The following is an 18,594-nucleotide window of genomic DNA, read 5'->3' as shown; positions in this document are numbered from 1 at the left end:
TAGCGAAAGCGGCGCGACCGACGCAATGGATGCGACCGACTTCAAGCAATCTTAACCGGAGTTAGCGCAGGATCATCCGGCAATATTGGAAATCCGTAACCCCGCATGTCGTCCGCTTCCTCCTCCAACCTGTCCTTCCTGGCCCTGATGGGCCTGGTCGAGGACAATGACGAGCTGCTGGTTTCGCTGCATCTGACACGGTTGAAGACGCTGTGCCGCACCTGGCCGCTGGCCATCCTGCAGAATATCGTGGCGGTGGCGATCATATTGGCGCTCGACGCCTTCGCCGCGCCTGCTCCCCGGTTGGTCGACAAGGCCGTGGCGGGGGGGCTGATGGTCGGGTCCACGCTGGCTTTCGGAGTGGTGCTGTGGCGCGGCGTGTCGGGGCAATGGCCCTTCTACCGGCTGAAGCAATGGCTGAGCGGCCTGGGGCTGCTGGTCGCGCTCGCCACCGGGCCGATGCTGCTGATCGTGGCGAACGCGCATCACGGCCATGGCGGATGGGCGGCGACCCTGACGCTGGCCTGTACGATGTGGACGACCGCATACATGCTGAACGCGGTGCGCGGCGCGCTGCTCGGCTATTCCTTCGGCTTTGCGTTCCTGGCGCCCGTCACCGCGCTCGCCTGGGGCGTGCCGGTCCTGCCGATACTGGCGGCGGTCGTCCCGCCGCTGTTCTTCCTGGTGCTCAAGGCCCGGGTGGTGGGCCGGATCGATTATGCCGGTGCCCGCGCCCGCGCCCGCGCCTTCGGCCAGGGGCAGCAGGCGGTGAAGATGATCGCCGAGTTCGAGGAGCATGGCACCGGCTGGTTCTGGGAAACCGACCGGCATGGGCGGCTGACCTATCTGTCCGAAAAGGTGGCGCACGAGCTGGCCGCGTCGGGAATCGACAGCCGGGGGCAATTGCTGACCGAGCTGTTCCAGATGGACCCCTCCGCGCCCGGCACCGAGCGCACCCTGTCCTTCCACATGGCCTCGCGCACCAGCTTTTCCGACTATACCGTCTGCGCGGTGGGCGAGAATGACCTGACGCCCGAGCGCTGGTGGTCGATCTCGGGCCGGCCGATCCTGGACAGTGTCGGCCGGTTTCGTGGCTTTATCGGCTCGGGCTCCGACCTGACCGAGAAGCGTCGATCCGAGGCGGAGATCACCCGCCTGGCGCTATTCGACAGCCTGACCGGGCTGGCCAATCGCCAGCGCATGACGCTGTCGCTCGACAAGACGCTGAAACAGTCGGTCCATCCCTGGCGCCCCAACGCCCTGTTCCTGATGGACCTCGACCGATTCAAGGCGGTCAACGACACGCTCGGCCATCAGGCGGGCGACCTGCTGTTGCAACAGGTCGCCCGGCGGCTGGAGCGGGTGGTCGGCGACATCGGCCTGGTCGGGCGGCTCGGGGGCGACGAGTTCCAAATCCTGCTGCCCGGCATCGATGCACGCGACCGGCTGGCCATGCTGGCGGATCGGATCATCGCCGCGCTGTCGCGGCCCTATGACATTCAGGGCAACGAGGTGACGATCGGCTGTTCGATCGGCATCGCCATCGCGCCGCATGACGGCGAGGATTCGCACACGCTGATCCGCAATGCCGACCTCGGGCTGTACGCCGCCAAGGGCGACGGGCGCGGCGTCCATCGTTTCTATGCTGAGGCGATGCTGGAGGGCGCGCGCAGCCGCAAGCGGATGGAGGAGGACCTCCGCCTCGCCCTGGCGCAGGATCAGCTGCGCCTCGTCTATCAGCCGATCGTGTCGACGCGCGATGCGATGATCGTCGGCTATGAGGCGCTGCTGCGCTGGAACCACCCTGTCCAGGGCGCGATCCCGCCGTCGCAATTCATTCCGGTCGCCGAGGATTGCGGCCTGATCGAACAGATCGGCGAATGGGTGATGCGCACCGCCTGTATCGAGGCGGCGGGCTGGCCGCAGGACGTGCGCGTCGCGGTCAACGTCTCGTCCATCCAGTTCGCCAAGCCGCATCTGACCTCGCTGGTCGCGCAGGCGCTGGCGCAATCGGGCCTCGCGGCAGCTCGGCTGGAGCTGGAGATCACCGAGAGCGTCTTCCTGAACGACGATCAGGAGTCGCACCGCCAGTTCGCCGCGCTGAAGGCGCTGGGCGTCCGGCTGGCGCTCGACGATTTCGGCACCGGCTATTCCTCGCTCGGCTATCTGCGCCACGCGCCGTTCGACAAGATCAAGATCGACCAGTCGTTCGTGCGCGGTGCGGGCAATGCGGGCAGCCGCAATGCCGCGATCATCCGCGCGATCGTGACCATGGCCGACACGCTGGGCATGGAAACCACCGCCGAGGGCGTCGAAATCCAGGACGAGATCGACCTGATCCGCAGTCTGGGGTGCAGCCATATCCAGGGCTTCGTCTATGGCAAGCCGATGGAGGCGGCCGACGTGCCCCAATCGATGCGCGAGCATGACGGCCATGCCACGCCGGTCGGCCTGAAATCCATTCGTCCCCCGCGCGTGAAAATCCTGCGCGCCGCCCAGATCCTGTCGAACAATGCGACGATCGACGTGCGCATCCGCGACCTGTCGACCGCGGGCGTCATGATCGAGGGGCTGCCACCCGCCTATGTCATAGGCGGGGCCGCCGTGGGCATCAGTATCGGCGGCGACACCCCCATCCGCTGCTATATCCGCTGGGAGCGCGAAGGGCGGGTCGGCCTGGCCTTTGCGACCCCGCTGCCCGAGAATCATCCCTGGCTGGACCATGGCCAGGATGCCGGAGAGGTGCAGCGCCGATCGGCATGATCGGCCTCCCGCAGAATCGGGGCGGGATAGGAACGCCGCGCCGGACGTTCGCGCCGTCATGACCTCCCCCACTCCGACTCCGGCCCCCACGCCGGAAGGCGCGTCGCCCCGGATTCCCGCGCTCAGCCTGATCTTCGGCTATGGTCCGGTGCTGGTCCTGCCGATCGCGGCGCTGGCCGCCTGGACGGGCATGCCGCTCGCGCTGCTGATCGGGCAGATATGGGGGGCGGCCATCCTCATCTTCCTGGCCGGGGTCGCGCGCGGCCTGAGCTTCTTCACGCCGGGCGGCACCCATGTTTCGCAGATGGCGACCATGGCCCTGCGCTTCTCGCTGGGTCTGCTGGCCTTGATCGCGGGGCCTTCGACCGGCTTCGGCCTGCTGATTCTGGGCTATGCCTCGATCGCGCTGACCGATCCCTGGCTGGCGAGCTGGGGCGGGGCGCCGGGCCATTTCGCGCGGTTGCGCCCCCCACAGATGGTGGTCGCGATTGTGGGGCTGATCGCGCTGTTCCTGCTTGCCCCGCGCTGATCCGACCGACCAAAAAATATTTTTAGGGACTTGCGCTTCCCGAACCCCGCAGACATCCATGCGTCGCGGCTTTTGGGCGGCCCGAACGCGCCCGCCATTCGTCGCAACCAACCCCCTCGCCACGCTTTACCCTCTTGCGGTGCCGCTCGGGATTTTCCACTAAGGATTGTGGAAGAGGCCGGGGACGCCCCCAAGCACTGGTAGGACGAGGTCATGCTCCCATGCATGATCGGATACGCGGAGAGCCCCGGAATCGGGGATTTCCCACTCCCCCTCGTCCCGATCGCGACGCGTGTGGCGCGTGGTGCCAAGGGCAGGATGCCGACTCGAACGGAACAAGAACAAAGGAGCGGCATCGGTGATGGATTTCAGGGATAGCCGGGATAGCGACATGACGACTGATATGCTCGAAAAGATGGCGGCGGACACGGCTCAGACGAGCGCCCCCGCGCCGACCCCGGCGGACACCAAGTCGGTGCACCCGCAACCCTATCCGGTCGAGGTCGACCATGCCCGCGACGCGCGGCTGACCGATTTCGGCAAGGAAACGCTGAACGACCGCTATCTCCTGCCCGGCGAAAGCTATCAGGACCTGTTCGTGCGCGTGGCGTCGGCCTATGCCGACAATGCCGAGCATGCGCAGCGGCTGTACGACTATATCTCGAAGCTGTGGTTCATGCCCGCCACGCCCGTCCTGTCGAACGGCGGCACGGGGCGCGGCCTGCCGATCAGCTGCTATCTGAACTCGGTGCCCGATAGCCTGGACGGCATCGTCACCACCTGGAACGAGAATGTGTGGCTGGCCTCACGCGGCGGCGGCATCGGCACCTATTGGGGCCAGGTGCGCGGCATCGGCGAGCCGGTCGGCCTGAACGGCAAGACCAGCGGCATCATCCCCTTCGTCCGCGTGATGGACTCGCTGACGCTGGCGATCAGCCAGGGTTCGCTGCGGCGCGGTTCGGCCGCCTGCTATCTCGACATCTCGCACCCCGAGATCGAGGAGTTCCTCGAAATCCGCAAGCCCAGCGGCGACTTCAACCGCAAGGCGCTGAACCTCCATCACGGGGTGCTGATCCCCGACGCCTTCATGGAGGCGGTGCGCGACGGTGCCGAATGGCATCTCAAGAGCCCGAAGACCGGCGAGGTCCGCAGCACCGTCGATGCGCGCGCGCTGTTCCAGAAGCTGGTCGAGACCCGTCTGGCGACCGGCGAGCCGTACATCGTCTTTGCCGACCATGTGAACAAGAACATGCCCAAGCATCACCGCGAGCTGGGGCTGAAGGTATCGACCTCGAACCTGTGTTCGGAAATCACCCTGCCGACCGGCATCGACCATAAGGGCAATGACCGTACGGCGGTCTGCTGCCTGTCGTCGCTGAATCTGGAAACCTGGGACGAGTGGAAGGACGACAAGCAGTTCATCGAGGACGTGATGCGCTTCCTCGACAATGTGCTGCAGGACTATATCGACCGTCACGAGCCGGGCATGGAGCGTGCCGCCTATTCCGCCAGCCGCGAGCGGTCGGTCGGCCTCGGCGTGATGGGCTTCCACAGCTTCCTCCAGGCGCGAGGGCTTCCCTTCGAGGGCGCGATGGCCAAGTCGTGGAACCTGCGGATGTTCAAGCATATCAACGCGCAGGTGAACCAGGCGTCGATGACGCTGGCGGTCGAGCGGGGCCCGTGCCCCGATGCCGCTGACGTCGGTGTGATGGAGCGTTTCAGCTGCAAGATGGCGATCGCGCCGACCGCGTCGATCAGCATCATCTGCGGCGGCACCAGCGCCTGCATCGAGCCGATCCCGGCGAACATCTATACTCACAAGACGCTGTCGGGATCGTTCTCGGTCAAGAACCCCTATCTCGAAAAGATCCTGATCGCGAAGTCGAAGAACTCGGATGCGGTCTGGAACTCGATCCTGGAACATGGCGGCTCGGTCCAGCATCTCGACTTCCTCAGCCAGGAAGAGAAGGACACGTTCAAGACCTCGTTTGAGATCGACCAGCGCTGGCTGCTCGAATTGGCGGGGGACCGGACGCCTTATATCGACCAGGCGCAGTCGCTGAACCTGTTCATCCCGGCGGACGTCGAGAAGTGGGATCTGCTGATGCTCCACTTCCGCGCCTGGGAGCTGGGCATCAAGTCGCTCTATTATCTGCGGTCGAAGTCGGTGCAGCGCGCCGGGTTCGCAGGGTCGGGCGGCGTCGAGGCGGACAACACGATCAGCGCGCCGAAGTTTGAGATCGGTGAGACGACCGATTACGACGAATGCCTGGCGTGCCAGTGAGGTAACGGCTGCCCAGCGGGAAGGCAGAGCCATGGCCCCTTACTCACCTAAACCTCCCTCTCCCCTTGTGGGAGAGGGAAGGGGCCCGCGGCTGCAGGCCGTGGGAAGGGTGAGGGGCAACGCCCAAGGCCTGACCAAGCGTCAGTTGCTTCCCGCTACAACAGTCACCCGGTCGCGTGAACTGCGGAAAAATGCTGGCGAATCAGAGCGTCGGCTATGGCGTGCCTTACGCGAAGCCCTGCCGGACATGAAGTTTCGCCGTCAGGTTCCGATAGGCTCGTACCACGCCGATTTCTGCTCACACGCTGCACGGTTGATCGTCGAGGTCGACGGCGACGACCATGCAATGAAGCTGAAGTGCGATGCCGCGCGCACCCGCTTTCTTGAACACGAAGGCTATGACGTGATCCGCTTCGCCAATGCCGATGTGATGACCAACCTCGACGGCGTCGTGACGGCGATCGGCGCGCGGATCGCGCATAAGCAAAAGGGCCGCCCGTGATGGACGGCCCCCTCACCCTCCCACGACCTTCGGTCGCGGGCCCCTCCCTCTCCCACAAGGGGAGAGGGACCGGGACATCACTCAGCCTCTTCGAACTGGTCGACGGCGTTCTGTGCGGTCGCCGACAGGCGGACCTTGTCGCCCTCGACCTCGGCGACCAGGCCGATCGGCAGGTAATGATGCTTGGCGCCCTGCCCGTCCTGGGTCTGGGGGCTGTCGTTCTTGGTCAGCTTGATGCGGTCGCCCTGGACGTGGTCGACGGTGCCGACATGGACGCCGTCCGCACCGATGACTTCCGCATGTTCCTTGATCTGGCTGGCATCGACCATTTTACGTCTCCTGTGTTGGGTTCGGGTTCGGAACGCGCAACGCCGGAAATGGTCGCATGACGGGGGCCACGATCATGTACGCCGTTGCGGCCATCTTAACCGGCATCGGCGCAACGCTGCTGCTGCAACTCCGCACAACCCGGTCGGAGCAGGGCCGCTATGCGCGTCTGATCGCGGGCACCATGTTCGCCATGGGCGGGATCATTCTCGCCGGTTTCGCCACCGCTCTGCACTCCTGGGCGAGCAGCGGCTGAACCGGCCTTCACCCTATCACCTCATCTGATTTGTATCCGGAGTAACCCCGATGCCTCTCCTCCAAGCCTCCAAGCAGTATAAGCCCTTCGAATACCCCTGGGCGTTCGAGTTCTGGAAGCGCCAGCAACAGCTCCACTGGCTGCCCGAAGAGGTGCCGCTGGGCGAGGACTGCCGCGACTGGGCGCAGAAGCTGACCGATCACGAGCGTAACCTGCTGACCCAGATTTTCCGCTTCTTCACCCAGGCGGACGTCGAGGTGCAGGACTGCTATCACGAGAAATACGGCCGGGTGTTCAAGCCGACCGAGATCAAGATGATGCTGACCGCGTTCAGCAACATGGAGACGGTGCATATCGCCGCCTACAGCCATCTGCTCGACACGATCGGCATGCCCGAGAGCGAGTACGGCGCCTTCCTCGAATATGCCGAGATGAAGGACAAGCATGATTACATGCAGAATTTCGGCGTCGACAGCGACGAGGACATCGCGCGCACGCTGGCAATGTTCGGCGGCTTCACCGAGGGCGTCCAGCTGTTCGCGTCGTTCGCGATGCTGATGAACTTCCCGCGCTTCAACAAGATGAAGGGCATGGGCCAGATCGTCAGCTGGTCGGTGCGCGACGAGAGCCTGCACTGCGAGGGCATCATCCGCATGTTCCACGCCTTCTGCCAGGAGCGCCAGTGCCTGACCAAGGCGGTCAAGGACGACATTGCCGATGTGTGCCAGACGACGATCCGCCTGGAGGACAATTTCATCGACCTCGCCTTCGAAATGGGCCCGGTCGAGGGGATGAAGCCCAAGGAGATCAAGAAGTATATCCGCTACATCGCCGACTGGCGTCTCGGCCAGCTGGGCCTGAAGCCGATCTACATGATCGACGAGCATCCCCTGCCCTGGCTGACCCCGCTGCTGAACGGCGTCGAGCATGCCAATTTCTTCGAAACGCGCGCGACGGAATATTCCAAGGCGGCGACGCGCGGCCAGTGGAACGATGTGTGGGACTCGTTCGACAAGCGCCAGAAGGCCAAGACCGGCAAGGCCGCCAACGAAGAGGCGAGCGAGACCGGCGACATGTTCTCGGCCGCAGGCGTCGCGGCGGAGTGAGCTTCGGAAAGGGCGGGCTTCGGCCCGCCCTTTTTTGTTTCGCGCGATGACGCGAGGGCGCGAAGAAGGTTGGTTCGCGTGAAGGCGCGGAGGGCGTAGAGAAGGCAGGGAACGCCGCCCGCTCCCCCGCTCCGTTCAGCCTGAGCGTAGTCGAAGGCCAAGGGACATCAGCGCCCCATACCCCTGACCACAGGACAAACCAAAAGACCGGCTGAAGTGGCGGACGTTATCCCGTGGCCTTCGACTACGCTCAGGCTGAACGGAGATAGGGATGGATCGTCTTCTGCCCTTGTTTTCTGCGCCCCGCGCGCCTCCGCGCGAACCAACCTTCTTCGCGCCATCGCGGCTTCGCGCGAACCCAACCTACCGCGCCGCCCGCGTCGGCGCATGAAAGTCCGCTGGCTTTCCCGCGATCCATCGCAGGAACCGCGCGATCTCCGGCTGCGCGCGCAGCACCGCAAAGTCCGCATAGCCTCGCGCCAATTCTACGTTGCTCAACGTCGCATGGATCGTCCGGTGGCAAATCGGGTGGACCGGCACCGTCTCGCGCCCGCCTTCGCTCTTGGGGACCGGGTGGTGCCACTCCACCTTCACCCCCAGCGGCCGAGCGCACAGCGCGCACGTCAGCGGCACAGCCCGCTCAACCCGCTCGGCGGCGGCCACCAGCCCCGCCTTTCGCTTCACCCGTCCGACCATGCGGCCGATATGGGAAGCGCAGCCCCATAAGAAAACGGGGTCCGGCATCGCTGCCGAACCCCGCTCCTTTACGCCAACTGGATCCGTAAGGGATCAGAAGTGTGCGACAACACCCGCCATCGGACGGAAGGAGTGCGCGTTGTCGAAGGTCGAGACTTCCATACGCAGACGCAGACCCGAATTGCCGGTCAGGCCGCCCAGACCGATGTCCTTAGGGCCGACTTCGGCGCCGACGCCGTAGACGGTCGCGTGATAGTCACGCTTCAGGTCGCCCTGGACGCCCGGAGCGAAGTTGTGGAAGTTGTTCCAGCGATAGCCGACCTTGCCGTAGAACAGGCCGCTCTCACCGGCGCGGAAGCCCGCGCGGCCATAGGCGCCATACTGCCAGTCGATGTCACCCGACACGCCCTTGGCGACCGCGCCCTCGGCACCGACGAACACCGGGCCCAGCGGAACGTTGAAGCCGACGATGCCCTCGACCAGCGCGCCGTCCAGGTTGTAGCCCTTGGGCTGCGCGGGGATGCCAGCGACGGTCTGGCGGTCGAACTGCTCCCAACCACCCATGATCGCCACGTACGGCTCGATACCGAAGGCGCGGGTGCCGTCGGGAGCGGTCGCGGTGTCAGCGGCCGGGGCCGGAGCCGCCGCCGTGTCGGTGGTGTTCATGTCCTGGGCCATGGCAGGCACGGCAACGAACGCAGCCGCCGCAGCGGCGACGAGGGAAAGCTTACGCATGTGAGATACCCTTCTCTTATTCTATGTGGGGCGGCGGATCGAACCGCTCAGCCCAGGCCCGCTTAACCGGCTAGACGCGCAGGGGTTGCACACGATTTGAGATTTTTGGTCGCCTTGCCGGAACCTGTGGCGCCAGAGCCACACTTCCTGTCATCAAGATGAACCAATTGGGGGCGGAATGCGGCAATGGCGGATTTCCGCCACTTTTCAGCCTCGTTTCCGTACCCCGTCCTTACCTCGCGGCGGTACAACGTACGGAATCACCCGTGGGGCGTGTCAAAACAACCTCACCCCCCTTGCCGCGCAGGTCGTGACCAAAACCGGCATAGTGGATGCCGGATGCGACACGCTGCCCCTCCAGCCGCATCTCCAGATCGTCTCCGAAGCGCACCAGCGCGCTGTCGTCGCGATTGTCGAAGCGCACCCAGAAGCTGCTGCCATTCTCGCACTGGAAGGTCGTCGAGACCATCGGCGGCAGGGTCGAGGCGGCACGCGGATCGGGCATGGTCGAACAACCGACCAACACGATCCCGCCCGCCGCCAGGGCGATCGGCAGGCCGTTCATGGCCGCAGGGCGGTGTCGTCGGCGTCGTCGATATCGCCGTCGGCCACCGTGTCGTCCTCGAAATCTTCCTGGAGATCGTCCTCGTCGATATCCTCGGCATCCATGTCGACCGAGGCATCGCTGGTCCCCACCGCTTCGGAGTCCATGTCGAGTTCGCCGATCGGCTCGTCCTCGACGCTGTCGTCGCCCAAATCGGGTTCGATATCGGTCAGCAGCACGCCGTCGCTGGGGCCGTCGCGCGTCACCTCCAGGATTTCGGCGCGCTGGCTTTCGTCATAGCCTTCTTCGTCCCAGCCATCGTCGCCGGGTCCCTGGCTTGGAACCTGATGTCCGCCCATCACTGCCTCCTCTTGAACTGTGGAGGGGGAACACGGGGGCGGGCCGGGCGGTTCCCCCGGCCTCGATCGGCAGACGTCAGGCGGGGCGGAACATCCGCCCGCGCTCGGTCGCAAAGACGAAGGCAAAGGCCGCGCATCCGGCGATCAGGAAGCCCAGGGTCAGCGGCTGCGTCGTCCCGTCATAGGCCTGGCCGATCCCGGCACCGATCACCGAGCCGATGGTGACGCTGGTAAAGCCCTGGACGCTCGATGCGGTACCGGCGATCCGCCCCATATTCTCCATCGCCATCGACGAGAAATTGGAGGTCGCCAGACCGAAGCACGCCATCGTGATCGCCTGGAGCACCGCGAAGACGATCAGCGACTCGCCGCCGAAATGCGCGATCGCAAGGTGGATCGCCGACACGACGATCAGGATCGTGACCGAGCTGTGGCTGATGAGGCGCGTGCCCAGCCGCATGACGATCCGCGAATTGAGCAGGTTCGCCGCCGCCATCGTGACCGAAGTGGTGGCGAAGATCAGCGCCAGCAGCTTTTCGCGTCCGAAGGTCTGCGCCATGATCGGTTGCACCGAATTGAGATAGCCATAGAGCGCCGCCATCAAGGCGGTCGCCGCCAGCGTATAGCCGAGCGACAGCCGGTCGCCGAGCGTCTCGCGCCAGCCGCCGACGATCCGCGAGGCGGAGATGGGCAGTTGCGCCTCCGCCGCCAGCGTCTCGGGCATGCGCAGCGAGAACCAGGCCAGGACCAGCGTCGCGAGCCCCGCGATCGTCCAGAAGATCAGCCGCCAATTGCCGAACAGCAGCACCAGCTCGCCGAAGGCAGGCGCCAGGATCGGCACGATCATGAACACCATGAAGGCGATCGACATGACCTGCGCCATGGCGCGCCCGTGATAGCAGTCGCGGACCAGCGCCACCGTCGCCACCCGTGTCGCCGCGATCGCCGCCCCCGCACAGACCCGCGCAACCAGCAACAGGGTAAAGCTGCCCGCGACCGCCGACGCCCCGTTGGCGATGATGTAGATGACGAGCGCGACGATCAGCACCCGCCGCCGTCCATAGCGATCGGCCAGCGGCCCATGCACCAGCTGCGCTACGCCGAAACCGATCAGAAACGCCGTGACGACGAACGGCCGCGCAGCAGGCGACGCCCCCAGCGCTTCCCCGATGGCAGGCAGCGCGGGCAGCATCGAATCGATTCCCAACGCGGTCAGCGCCATCAGCGCGGCGATCAGCAGAACGAACTCGACAAAGCCGATGGGCGCACCGGGGGGCTCGGCGGTGACGGGCGTCACCGGATCAACGGAACGGGATTCGGACATGATGGCTGCCACATAGGGGAGATGGACGGAGAGGGAAACCGGGAAAACCCGGCGGCCGCCTCATGGTTGCCCTTCCGACTTCCAAGGTCAGCCGGGTTTCACCGCGTCGTAATAATGATTCTGTCCTTCATCGATCAGGCGATCGGCCAGAAGCAGCCCGCACGCCTGCAACCGTTCCGCATAGGCCGACGCCCCCAGCGAACGGGAAACGCGCCCGGTCAGGCTGTCGCGCCATTCGCATCGCTGATGCGGGGCACTGAACAGGAAGCGTCCACCCGGTTCCAGCACCTTCGCCACCTTCTCCAGCAGCCTGCCTTGATCGGGCTCCGCCAACAGGAAGATCAAGCCGATCGCCACGACGCCGGCAAAGCGTCGCCCGAATAGCTCGCTGCCCTGCACCGGCTCGCAAAGGGCGGGCATTTCGGGAAAATGGGCGCGATAGGCGGCAAGGAGTGAGGATGACGCATCGATCCCCCATACCGAAAAGCCCTCGTCGACCAACGCCCGCGCGATCGGCATTCCGGAGCCGCAACCCAGGTCGAGGATCGCCGTCGATGGCGGGAAGGCGTCCATCGCCCAGCGGCGAACGATGTTCGCACCGACCTCCGAACGAACCGCCATGAACGTCTTCGCAACGGCATCCCAGCCTTCGGATGTGTCAGTCGTCACCGCATGGTTCCTTCCAGCATTGCCGCGCCCCTGGCACCGACAGCGCCATCCAACTGTTAAAGGCGGACATTCAGCGTGGCTAAAGCATAGCAGGCCGACAATCCCCGGTCAGCCATCTCGGCCCACAGGACGCGTAAGGAGTTTATCGCCATGTCCATCCTGTCCCGCTCGCCCCTCGCCCTCCCGCTGCTGGCGGCGCTGGCGCTGTCCGCTTGTGATCGGCCCAGCCAGGGCACGTCGATCACCGTCAACGGTTCGGACGGCGAAACGCTGGCGTCGGTCGATGGCAAGTCGGGCGAAGTGAAGCTGGCGCTGCCCGGCTTTTCGGGTGCGTTCAAGCTGCCCAAGGTGTCGATGGAGGCCGATAATTTCGAGCTGAACGGCGTGCACCTCTATCCCGGCTCGACGATCCGCAACGTCGATGTCGGCAATGGGCGCGACAAGGCGTTCACCATGACCTTCGACAGCCCGGCCGATCCGGCGACCGTGCGCGACTGGTTTCGCGACAAGATGGATCAGGCCGACTTCACCCTGACCGATCGGGGCGGCGCGCTGGTCGGCAAGACGGCGGAGGAGAAATCCTTCCGCCTCGATCTTCGCCCCGCGGGCGGCGATCGATCGACGGGGACGATCACGCTAGGCGGATGACGCACCCTGTTCGCGGATGACGGGCGCGTTATATAGAGGCCAGCCTATTCGTTTTTCTGGACATATCGCCATGACCGACACCCGCTCCGCCGAGGTTCCGACGCTCAGCCTCGCCGACCAGGACCGTGACCCCGAAGGCTTTGCCGCCGCGCTGGGCCAATCGTTCGAGCGGTTCGGCTTCGCGATCGTCGCCGATCACGGCGTCCCCGCCGACCTGATCGACCGCGCCTGGACGCAGACCAAGGCGCTGTTCGACCTGCCCGAGGATGAGAAGCGCGCTTACCATGTCCCCGGCGGCGGCGGCGCGCGCGGCTACACCCCGTTCAAGACCGAAATCGCCAAGGATGCCAAGGTCGTCGACCTGAAGGAATTCTGGCACGTCGGCCGCGAACTGCCCGAGGGCCACCCTTATGCCGACCGGATGCCCGCCAATATCTGGCCCGACCGGCCCGAGGGGTTTCGCGAGGATTTCGTCGAACTCTTCTCGGCCTTCGACCGGGCAGGCGACCGACTGCTCTCCGCCATCGCACGCCATCTGAAGCTGGAGCCGAACTGGTTCGACCCGGCGGTGAAGGACGGCAATTCGGTCCTGCGCCTGCTCCACTATCCGCCGATCCCGGCCGATGCCGAGGGTGTCCGGGCGGGGGCGCATGAGGATATCAACCTCATCACCCTGCTGCTCGGCGCCGAGGAAGCGGGGCTGGAACTGCTCGACCGCGATTCAGGCGAGTGGCTGGCCATCCGTCCGCCTGAGGGCGCGATGGTGGTCAATGTCGGCGACATGCTGCAGCGGTTGACGAACCATGTCCTGCCCTCGACCACGCACCGGGTGGTCAACCCGCCGGTCGAGCGGCGCAGCTTCTCGCGCTATTCGATGCCCTTCTTCCTGCACCCGGCGCCGGACTTTCTTATCAAGACGCTGCCGGGGACGGTGAGCGAGGGGCACCCGGATCGTTACCCGGAGCCAATCACCGCGCATGACTATCTGTTCGAGCGGCTGGTGGAGATCGGGTTGATTAAGAAGTGATAGGGCGGGCTCGGTGAGACACCCTGCCCTCCCCCATCCCCTCCCGCTTGCGGGAGGGGCGCGGCAAGAGCCTAGGTTTGAATTCAAATAACACCCCCGGAGACGGGGAAGGCATTCTTCTCCCCTCCCGCAGGCGGGAGGGGCTGGGGGAGGGCACGGGGTCTCACCGAGCCCAACCTCCTCAACATTCACCCCAAAATATGCATCAACAGCGGCTGCCCGACCAAGCTTTGGCTCCCGCGCAACCGCTCCAGCGCCTGCGCGACCGCGCGTTCCGGCCCTTCATGCGTCACGATGGCGATCATGACGCCACCGTCCGCCGCCTCGCCGCGCTGGATCAGGCTTTCGATCGACACCCCCGCATCACGCATCGCGGCGGCGATCTCGGCCAGGACGCCGACCTTGTCCTGCACCGTGAAGCGCAGATACGCCCGGCCGCGCCGTTCGCCGCTATCGGCCTTGGACGCCGGGGTCAGCTCGTGCGCAGGCATGGCGAAGGATGCGCCATATTCACCGCGCGCGATGTCGATCAGGTCGGCGACCACCGCGCTGGCGGTCGGGCCGTCGCCCGCGCCCGCGCCCTGGAACAGCAGGCGGCCGACGAAATTGCCCTCCGCGACGACGGCGTTGGTCGAGCCGGTGACATGCGCCAGCGGATGGTCGAGCGGCACCAGATGCGGGTGCACCCGCTGGAACAGGCCGTTCGCCCCCTCCTCCGCGACGCCGACCAGGCGGACGCGGTAGCCGAGCGCCGCCGCCTGCGCGATATCGGCGGCCAGCACATGGCGCACGCCGCCGATCGCGACGTCGTCGAAGGCGGGCTGGGTACCGAAGGCGATGGCCGCCAGGATCGACAGCTTGTGCGCCGCATCGACGCCGTCGATATCGAAGCTGGGGTCCGCCTCGGCATAACCCAGCGCCTGCGCCTCCGCCAAGACCTCGGCGAAGTCGCGGCCTTCGGCCTCCATCTTCGACAGGATGAAATTGCAGGTGCCGTTGAGGATGCCATAGACGCGCGCAATGGCATTGGCGGCCGCGCCCTCGCGCAGGCCCTTGATGACCGGAATGCCGCCCGCGACCGCCGCCTCGAACTTCAGCGCGGCGTTGGATTCCTCGGCCTTCTGCGCCAGTTCCAGCCCGTGATGGGCCAGCATCGCCTTGTTGGCGGTCACGAAACCGCGTCCCGCCCCCAGCGCCGTGCGTGCGAGCGTCAGCGCCGGGCCGTCCGACCCGCCGATCAGCTCGACCACGACATCGGCGTTCGGGTGCGAGGCGAGCGCGGCGGTGTCGTCCACCCATTCGAAGCGCGACAGGTCGACGCCCCGATCCTTGGTCCGGTCGCGCGCGGACACGGCGACGATTTCGATGGGGCGACCGGCGCGCCGGGTAATCAGGTCACGGTTCGCATCGAGCAGGCGAATGACGCCGCCCCCCACCGTGCCCAATCCCGCCAAAGCCACTCGCAAAGCATCGCCCATCGTCCAAATCCCGTATCGGAGCGTTTGTTGAGTGCAGGCCGGTAGCGGATAGAAACGGTCGCTGTCGAGCCGGTCAGCGACCTTTTATTGCTCGAATGGGGCAATGCCGCTAAAGGCCGTTCATGATCTCCCCCGATTTCGTGGTCATCGACGTCGAAACCGCCTGTTCGCGGACCAGCAGCATCTGCCAGATCGGCATCGTCGGCTATGCCGCGGGCGTCGAAGTGCTCACCTATGAAACGCTGGTCGACCCGTGCGACGAGTTCAGCGCGTTCAATGTCGCCATCCACGGCATCACCGCCGACCATGTGCTGGGCAAGCCGAATTTTGCCGCGCTGCATCCCGAACTGGCGGGGCATCTGGCCGGGCGGGTGACGGTGGCGCATTCGAGCTTCGACAAGGGCGCGCTGGGCCGCGCGTGCGAGCGCGACGCCCTGCCGCCCATCGCCGCGCGCTGGCTGGACAGTGTGACGATCGCGCGGCGCGCCTGGCCGGAGCTGCCCAATCACAAGCTCAATACGCTGGCGGCGTTCCTGGAACTGGAGCACCGCCACCATGACGCGCTCAGCGATGCGCGCGCAGCGGGTCAGGTCGTGCTGCGCGCGATGGCGGAGACGGGCATGACGCTGGCCGACTGGTTCCTGCCGCCACCCTCCGCTCGCTCGCGACGCCAGGTCCGGCGCGGCTGATGAAGTCCAATAATCTCCCCTCCCCTGGAGGGGAGGGGCGGAGGGCGGTGCGCTTCGACAGGTACGCAGCCTGAGAACAGGCCCCCATTCCTCCCTTGATTCCTCTGCGAAGGTCCGCACGTCGCCTAGAGCATGATGACATGAGATGAACTCACCCCTCCCCTCCAGGGGAGGGGCCGGGGGTGGGGCGCCTCCGCAAGCGTGCGGCCCGTGGCGAGGCCCCACCCCAACCCCTCCCCAACCCCTCCCCTGAAGGGGAGGGGCTCGCCTTGGTTCAACGCAACGTCATCACGGTCTAGGAAAATGTATTACCCCGGCGGAGGCTGGGGTCCAGTTGGGCAACCATAAGAGTAACTTACCGTCGCCCCGCAAATGGATCCCGGCCTTCGCCGGGATGGCGGAGAGGGAGTTTTGCAGAGAAATCCTCCCTTGGACGGGAGGGGCTCGGCATTCGCGCAAATTCAGGGCTCCAGATGCCCCCGAGGCCCGGCATCGTCGAGCGCGATCGGCACGCGCCGGCTCTTGTCGCGCATCTTGTCGACGATCCTGCTGATCCCGATCCGCGCCTCGTTGGCGAGCAGCAGGGCGGGAGTGAGGACGTCCATGCCGACCTGACATCCTGCCTGCCGCGCCGCGCAAGGTGTACCGGCGGCCGCCAGCGCGCCCGCGCCGGTCAAGTCGGGATTGGACATCAGCGGCTTGGCGGGCGGCGCGTCCGGATCATGTGGCAGCCGGTCATTCCCCAACCGCCGCCCACAGACCAGAATATCCGCCTCCGTCCCGGCCGAGGGCGGACAGGGATCGCGCGTCAGGATCGAAAAACGCTCGGTCCCCGGCGGCGGAGCGGCGGGCGCCGCCTGCAAGGCGATCAGCAACAGCGGGATCATCGCGCATCCCCCTTGGTCACGGCGCGGGCTGGCGCAGGGTGGGTTTGCCGCCGCTCCCCCGCGCGTTGGTGTCCATCGTCACCCCGGCCATGCCGCCACCGACCTGAAAGGGCGACAGATCCTTGACCGGCGTGGTCCGGGCGAGCAGCCGGGTACGCTCCTCCATCACCCCTTCATGACGGGGATCGCCGGGTTCGGGCGGCAGTGCGAAGGGGATGCGGAAGCGATCCGCATTACGGCGGCCGCAGACCGTGATGTCGGCGTGGTTGGGATCATAGACGCAGCGTGTCTCGACACTGGTCAACTGGCGAGTCTTCGCCATGATCGTATCGACCGAGGGCGGCGGCGCATCCTCGCCCTGCCCCGACAGTCCCGCCATCACCATGACTAGCATCGTCGCAATCATGACGCCCTCCCGGCATCGCCCGCTCGTGCCTGAAGGCCGGGGCGGGGCGATCATGCCGCTTTTCCGGGCCGACCGCCAGCGCCGAAAGAGTCCCGCTTTCGCTCAGGGTTCGAGATGCCCCTGCGGCCCCGGCCCGTCGAGCGCGATCGGCACCCGGTTGCTCTTGTCGCGCGCCTTGTCGAACAGCTTGCTGAGGCCGACCCGCGCCTCGTTGGCGAGCATCAGCGCAGGGGCGACCAGATTGAGCTGCGAGGAGCAACCCCATTGGGTGGCCGCACACGGCGTCCCCTCCGCACGCAAAGCGCCGATGCCCGTCATGGCAGGATTCGAGGGCATCGGACGATCGGACGGTGCGTCACGCAATTCGGGCGCGCGGTCGCTTCCCGGTCGACGACCACAAACGACGACGTCCTGCTTGGCGTCCGCCGATGCCGGGCAATCCGGGAGAAGGATGGAAACCCGCTCATGCCCCGGCGACGGAGCGGCGGGAACGGCCTGCACGGCGACCAATAACAGGGGCAGCATCGGCGATCCTCCTCGGTTCGGCGAACCTAGCGCCCATCGCCGCCGCTAATCAATCGCGGTGCGGAACAGGGTGCGCGGCTTGCTGGTGCAATATTTGTCGCCGACCACCGCGCAATAGGTCCCGTCATTGGCAAAGGCGCGCGCCTTGGAATCGGTCGGCACCACATGGCTGGGGGTCAGGCGATAGGGCGAGGGACGCTTGTCGCCGTGACAGCGGGACAGGGTGCAGGCGGGCGTCAGGCGCGGCAAGGACAGCTTCTGTTCTCCATCCGCCATCGGGGCAGCCCATAACAACAGCAACGGCACCATCGTCTCTCTCCCCTTTGAATATCGCGCTTCGCCCCTTTGTACCTTGTCAGTCCTGCCCGACCGGCGCGATGCCCAGACGGGGTATCTCGATCGCGGGGCAGCGGTTCATCACGACCTTCAAACCAGCGGCTTCGGCTCGCGCGGCGGCCGCTTCGTTGACGACGCCCAGCTGCAGCCAGACCGCCTTGGCGCCGATCGCGATCGCCTCATCCACCACATCCCCGGCCGCCTCGGATCGACGGAAGATATCGACGATGTCGATGGGATCGCCCAGTTGAGCCAGTTCGCGAAAAACGAACTCGCCATGCACATGCTCGCCGGTGATCTGCGGATTGACCGGGATCACGCGGTAGCCATGGTCCTGCAGGCGCTTCATAACGCCATAGGACGGCCGATCCGGCCGATCCGACGCGCCGACCAGCGCGATCGTCCGCGCATTCGCCAACAGCTCGCGAATATCGTCATCAGCGGTCAACGGCATCGGCTATCCCCTTGTTGCCCACCGGCGCCGGACATTTTCGGGCAGGGGCG

At 65.9% G+C, this 18,594-nt stretch carries 22 protein-coding genes; 9 read left to right on the top strand and 13 right to left on the bottom strand.

Annotated elements, in window-relative coordinates:
* The first annotated feature begins 105 nt into the window (after nucleotides 1-105).
* From AC1GI4_RS13395 to AC1GI4_RS13380, 4 genes are all read left to right on the top strand, one after another.
* A complete protein-coding gene (locus AC1GI4_RS13395; protein WP_479629840.1) occupies nucleotides 106-2,763 on the top strand; it encodes a putative bifunctional diguanylate cyclase/phosphodiesterase in 2,658 nt (885 codons plus the stop codon).
* Nucleotides 2,764-2,821: 58 nt separating this feature from the next.
* Nucleotides 2,822-3,292 carry a DUF3429 domain-containing protein gene (locus AC1GI4_RS13390; RefSeq protein ID WP_294270067.1) on the top strand — a complete coding sequence of 157 codons (471 nt, stop codon included), beginning with the start codon at nucleotides 2,822-2,824 and terminating at the stop codon, nucleotides 3,290-3,292.
* Nucleotides 3,293-3,653: 361 nt separating this feature from the next.
* Nucleotides 3,654-5,576: a ribonucleoside-diphosphate reductase subunit alpha gene (locus tag AC1GI4_RS13385; RefSeq protein WP_479630408.1), complete on the top strand. Its 1,923-nt coding sequence runs from the start codon at nucleotides 3,654-3,656 to the stop codon at nucleotides 5,574-5,576.
* A gap of 31 nt (nucleotides 5,577-5,607) precedes the next feature.
* Entirely contained in the window at nucleotides 5,608-6,078 is a 471-nt protein-coding gene (locus tag AC1GI4_RS13380) for an endonuclease domain-containing protein (protein ID WP_294270070.1), read from the top strand.
* Nucleotides 6,079-6,155: 77 nt separating this feature from the next.
* Here AC1GI4_RS13380 and AC1GI4_RS13375 read toward each other — a convergent pair whose 3' ends face one another.
* Nucleotides 6,156-6,407, bottom strand: coding sequence for a DUF2171 domain-containing protein (locus tag AC1GI4_RS13375; protein WP_433908910.1), 252 nt, complete (start codon nucleotides 6,405-6,407; stop codon nucleotides 6,156-6,158).
* A gap of 74 nt (nucleotides 6,408-6,481) precedes the next feature.
* On the opposite strand from AC1GI4_RS13375, the gene AC1GI4_RS13370 reads away from it, so the two are divergent.
* Together AC1GI4_RS13370 and AC1GI4_RS13365 are read left to right on the top strand one after the other, a co-directional pair.
* Nucleotides 6,482-6,661, top strand: a complete 180-nt coding sequence (locus AC1GI4_RS13370; protein WP_479629839.1) for a hypothetical protein — start codon at nucleotides 6,482-6,484, stop codon at nucleotides 6,659-6,661.
* A 50-nt stretch (nucleotides 6,662-6,711) separates the two neighbouring features.
* Nucleotides 6,712-7,767: a ribonucleotide-diphosphate reductase subunit beta gene (locus AC1GI4_RS13365; RefSeq protein ID WP_294270077.1), complete on the top strand. Its 1,056-nt coding sequence runs from the start codon at nucleotides 6,712-6,714 to the stop codon at nucleotides 7,765-7,767.
* Between the two features lie 363 nt (nucleotides 7,768-8,130).
* Here AC1GI4_RS13365 and AC1GI4_RS13360 read toward each other — a convergent pair whose 3' ends face one another.
* The 6 genes from AC1GI4_RS13360 to AC1GI4_RS13335 form a co-directional block, all read right to left on the bottom strand.
* Nucleotides 8,131-8,463 carry an HNH endonuclease gene (locus tag AC1GI4_RS13360; protein ID WP_479629838.1) on the bottom strand — a complete coding sequence of 111 codons (333 nt, stop codon included), beginning with the start codon at nucleotides 8,461-8,463 and terminating at the stop codon, nucleotides 8,131-8,133.
* A 93-nt stretch (nucleotides 8,464-8,556) separates the two neighbouring features.
* Entirely contained in the window at nucleotides 8,557-9,198 is a 642-nt protein-coding gene (locus AC1GI4_RS13355) for an opacity protein (RefSeq protein WP_294270080.1), read from the bottom strand.
* 232 nt (nucleotides 9,199-9,430) lie between these two features.
* Nucleotides 9,431-9,763 (bottom strand): MliC family protein, encoded by a 333-nt coding sequence (locus tag AC1GI4_RS13350; protein WP_294270083.1) that lies wholly within the window; start codon nucleotides 9,761-9,763, stop codon nucleotides 9,431-9,433.
* Nucleotides 9,760-10,101, bottom strand: coding sequence for a DNA primase (locus AC1GI4_RS13345; RefSeq protein ID WP_294270086.1), 342 nt, complete (start codon nucleotides 10,099-10,101; stop codon nucleotides 9,760-9,762). Before AC1GI4_RS13345 ends, AC1GI4_RS13350 begins: the two co-directional genes overlap by 4 nt.
* 76 nt (nucleotides 10,102-10,177) lie before the next feature.
* The gene (locus AC1GI4_RS13340; RefSeq protein ID WP_479629837.1) at nucleotides 10,178-11,425 is read right to left on the bottom strand and encodes a multidrug effflux MFS transporter; all 1,248 of its coding nucleotides are present in this window, start codon (nucleotides 11,423-11,425) and stop codon (nucleotides 10,178-10,180) included.
* An 87-nt stretch (nucleotides 11,426-11,512) separates the two neighbouring features.
* Nucleotides 11,513-12,094 (bottom strand): class I SAM-dependent methyltransferase, encoded by a 582-nt coding sequence (locus AC1GI4_RS13335; protein WP_479629836.1) that lies wholly within the window; start codon nucleotides 12,092-12,094, stop codon nucleotides 11,513-11,515.
* 150 nt (nucleotides 12,095-12,244) lie between these two features.
* Between AC1GI4_RS13335 and AC1GI4_RS13330 the strand changes: the two genes are divergently transcribed.
* A complete protein-coding gene (locus AC1GI4_RS13330; protein ID WP_479629835.1) occupies nucleotides 12,245-12,742 on the top strand; it encodes a hypothetical protein in 498 nt (165 codons plus the stop codon).
* Between the two features lie 70 nt (nucleotides 12,743-12,812).
* Nucleotides 12,813-13,769, top strand: a complete 957-nt coding sequence (locus tag AC1GI4_RS13325) for an isopenicillin N synthase family dioxygenase (RefSeq protein ID WP_479629834.1) — start codon at nucleotides 12,813-12,815, stop codon at nucleotides 13,767-13,769.
* A 188-nt stretch (nucleotides 13,770-13,957) separates the two neighbouring features.
* Here the strand turns inward: AC1GI4_RS13325 and AC1GI4_RS13320 are convergent, their stop codons facing one another.
* Nucleotides 13,958-15,247 carry a homoserine dehydrogenase gene (locus tag AC1GI4_RS13320; protein ID WP_479629833.1) on the bottom strand — a complete coding sequence of 430 codons (1,290 nt, stop codon included), beginning with the start codon at nucleotides 15,245-15,247 and terminating at the stop codon, nucleotides 13,958-13,960.
* A gap of 122 nt (nucleotides 15,248-15,369) precedes the next feature.
* Between AC1GI4_RS13320 and AC1GI4_RS13315 the strand changes: the two genes are divergently transcribed.
* Nucleotides 15,370-15,936 carry a 3'-5' exonuclease gene (locus AC1GI4_RS13315; protein WP_294270101.1) on the top strand — a complete coding sequence of 189 codons (567 nt, stop codon included), beginning with the start codon at nucleotides 15,370-15,372 and terminating at the stop codon, nucleotides 15,934-15,936.
* A gap of 461 nt (nucleotides 15,937-16,397) precedes the next feature.
* Here the strand turns inward: AC1GI4_RS13315 and AC1GI4_RS13310 are convergent, their stop codons facing one another.
* From AC1GI4_RS13310 to AC1GI4_RS13290, 5 genes are all read right to left on the bottom strand, one after another.
* Nucleotides 16,398-16,823 carry a hypothetical protein gene (locus AC1GI4_RS13310; protein WP_479629832.1) on the bottom strand — a complete coding sequence of 142 codons (426 nt, stop codon included), beginning with the start codon at nucleotides 16,821-16,823 and terminating at the stop codon, nucleotides 16,398-16,400.
* 16 nt (nucleotides 16,824-16,839) lie between these two features.
* Nucleotides 16,840-17,229 carry a hypothetical protein gene (locus AC1GI4_RS13305; protein ID WP_479629831.1) on the bottom strand — a complete coding sequence of 130 codons (390 nt, stop codon included), beginning with the start codon at nucleotides 17,227-17,229 and terminating at the stop codon, nucleotides 16,840-16,842.
* A 102-nt stretch (nucleotides 17,230-17,331) separates the two neighbouring features.
* Nucleotides 17,332-17,754 carry a hypothetical protein gene (locus AC1GI4_RS13300; RefSeq protein WP_479629830.1) on the bottom strand — a complete coding sequence of 141 codons (423 nt, stop codon included), beginning with the start codon at nucleotides 17,752-17,754 and terminating at the stop codon, nucleotides 17,332-17,334.
* A 45-nt stretch (nucleotides 17,755-17,799) separates the two neighbouring features.
* Nucleotides 17,800-18,030: a hypothetical protein gene (locus AC1GI4_RS13295; RefSeq protein WP_479629829.1), complete on the bottom strand. Its 231-nt coding sequence runs from the start codon at nucleotides 18,028-18,030 to the stop codon at nucleotides 17,800-17,802.
* Nucleotides 18,031-18,109: 79 nt separating this feature from the next.
* Nucleotides 18,110-18,544: a CoA-binding protein gene (locus tag AC1GI4_RS13290; protein ID WP_479629828.1), complete on the bottom strand. Its 435-nt coding sequence runs from the start codon at nucleotides 18,542-18,544 to the stop codon at nucleotides 18,110-18,112.
* Nucleotides 18,545-18,594 lie beyond the last annotated feature (50 nt).

The organism is Sphingomonas sp. 77B (assembly GCF_056497825.1).
This window is presented reverse-complemented; position numbering and strand designations above follow the sequence as displayed.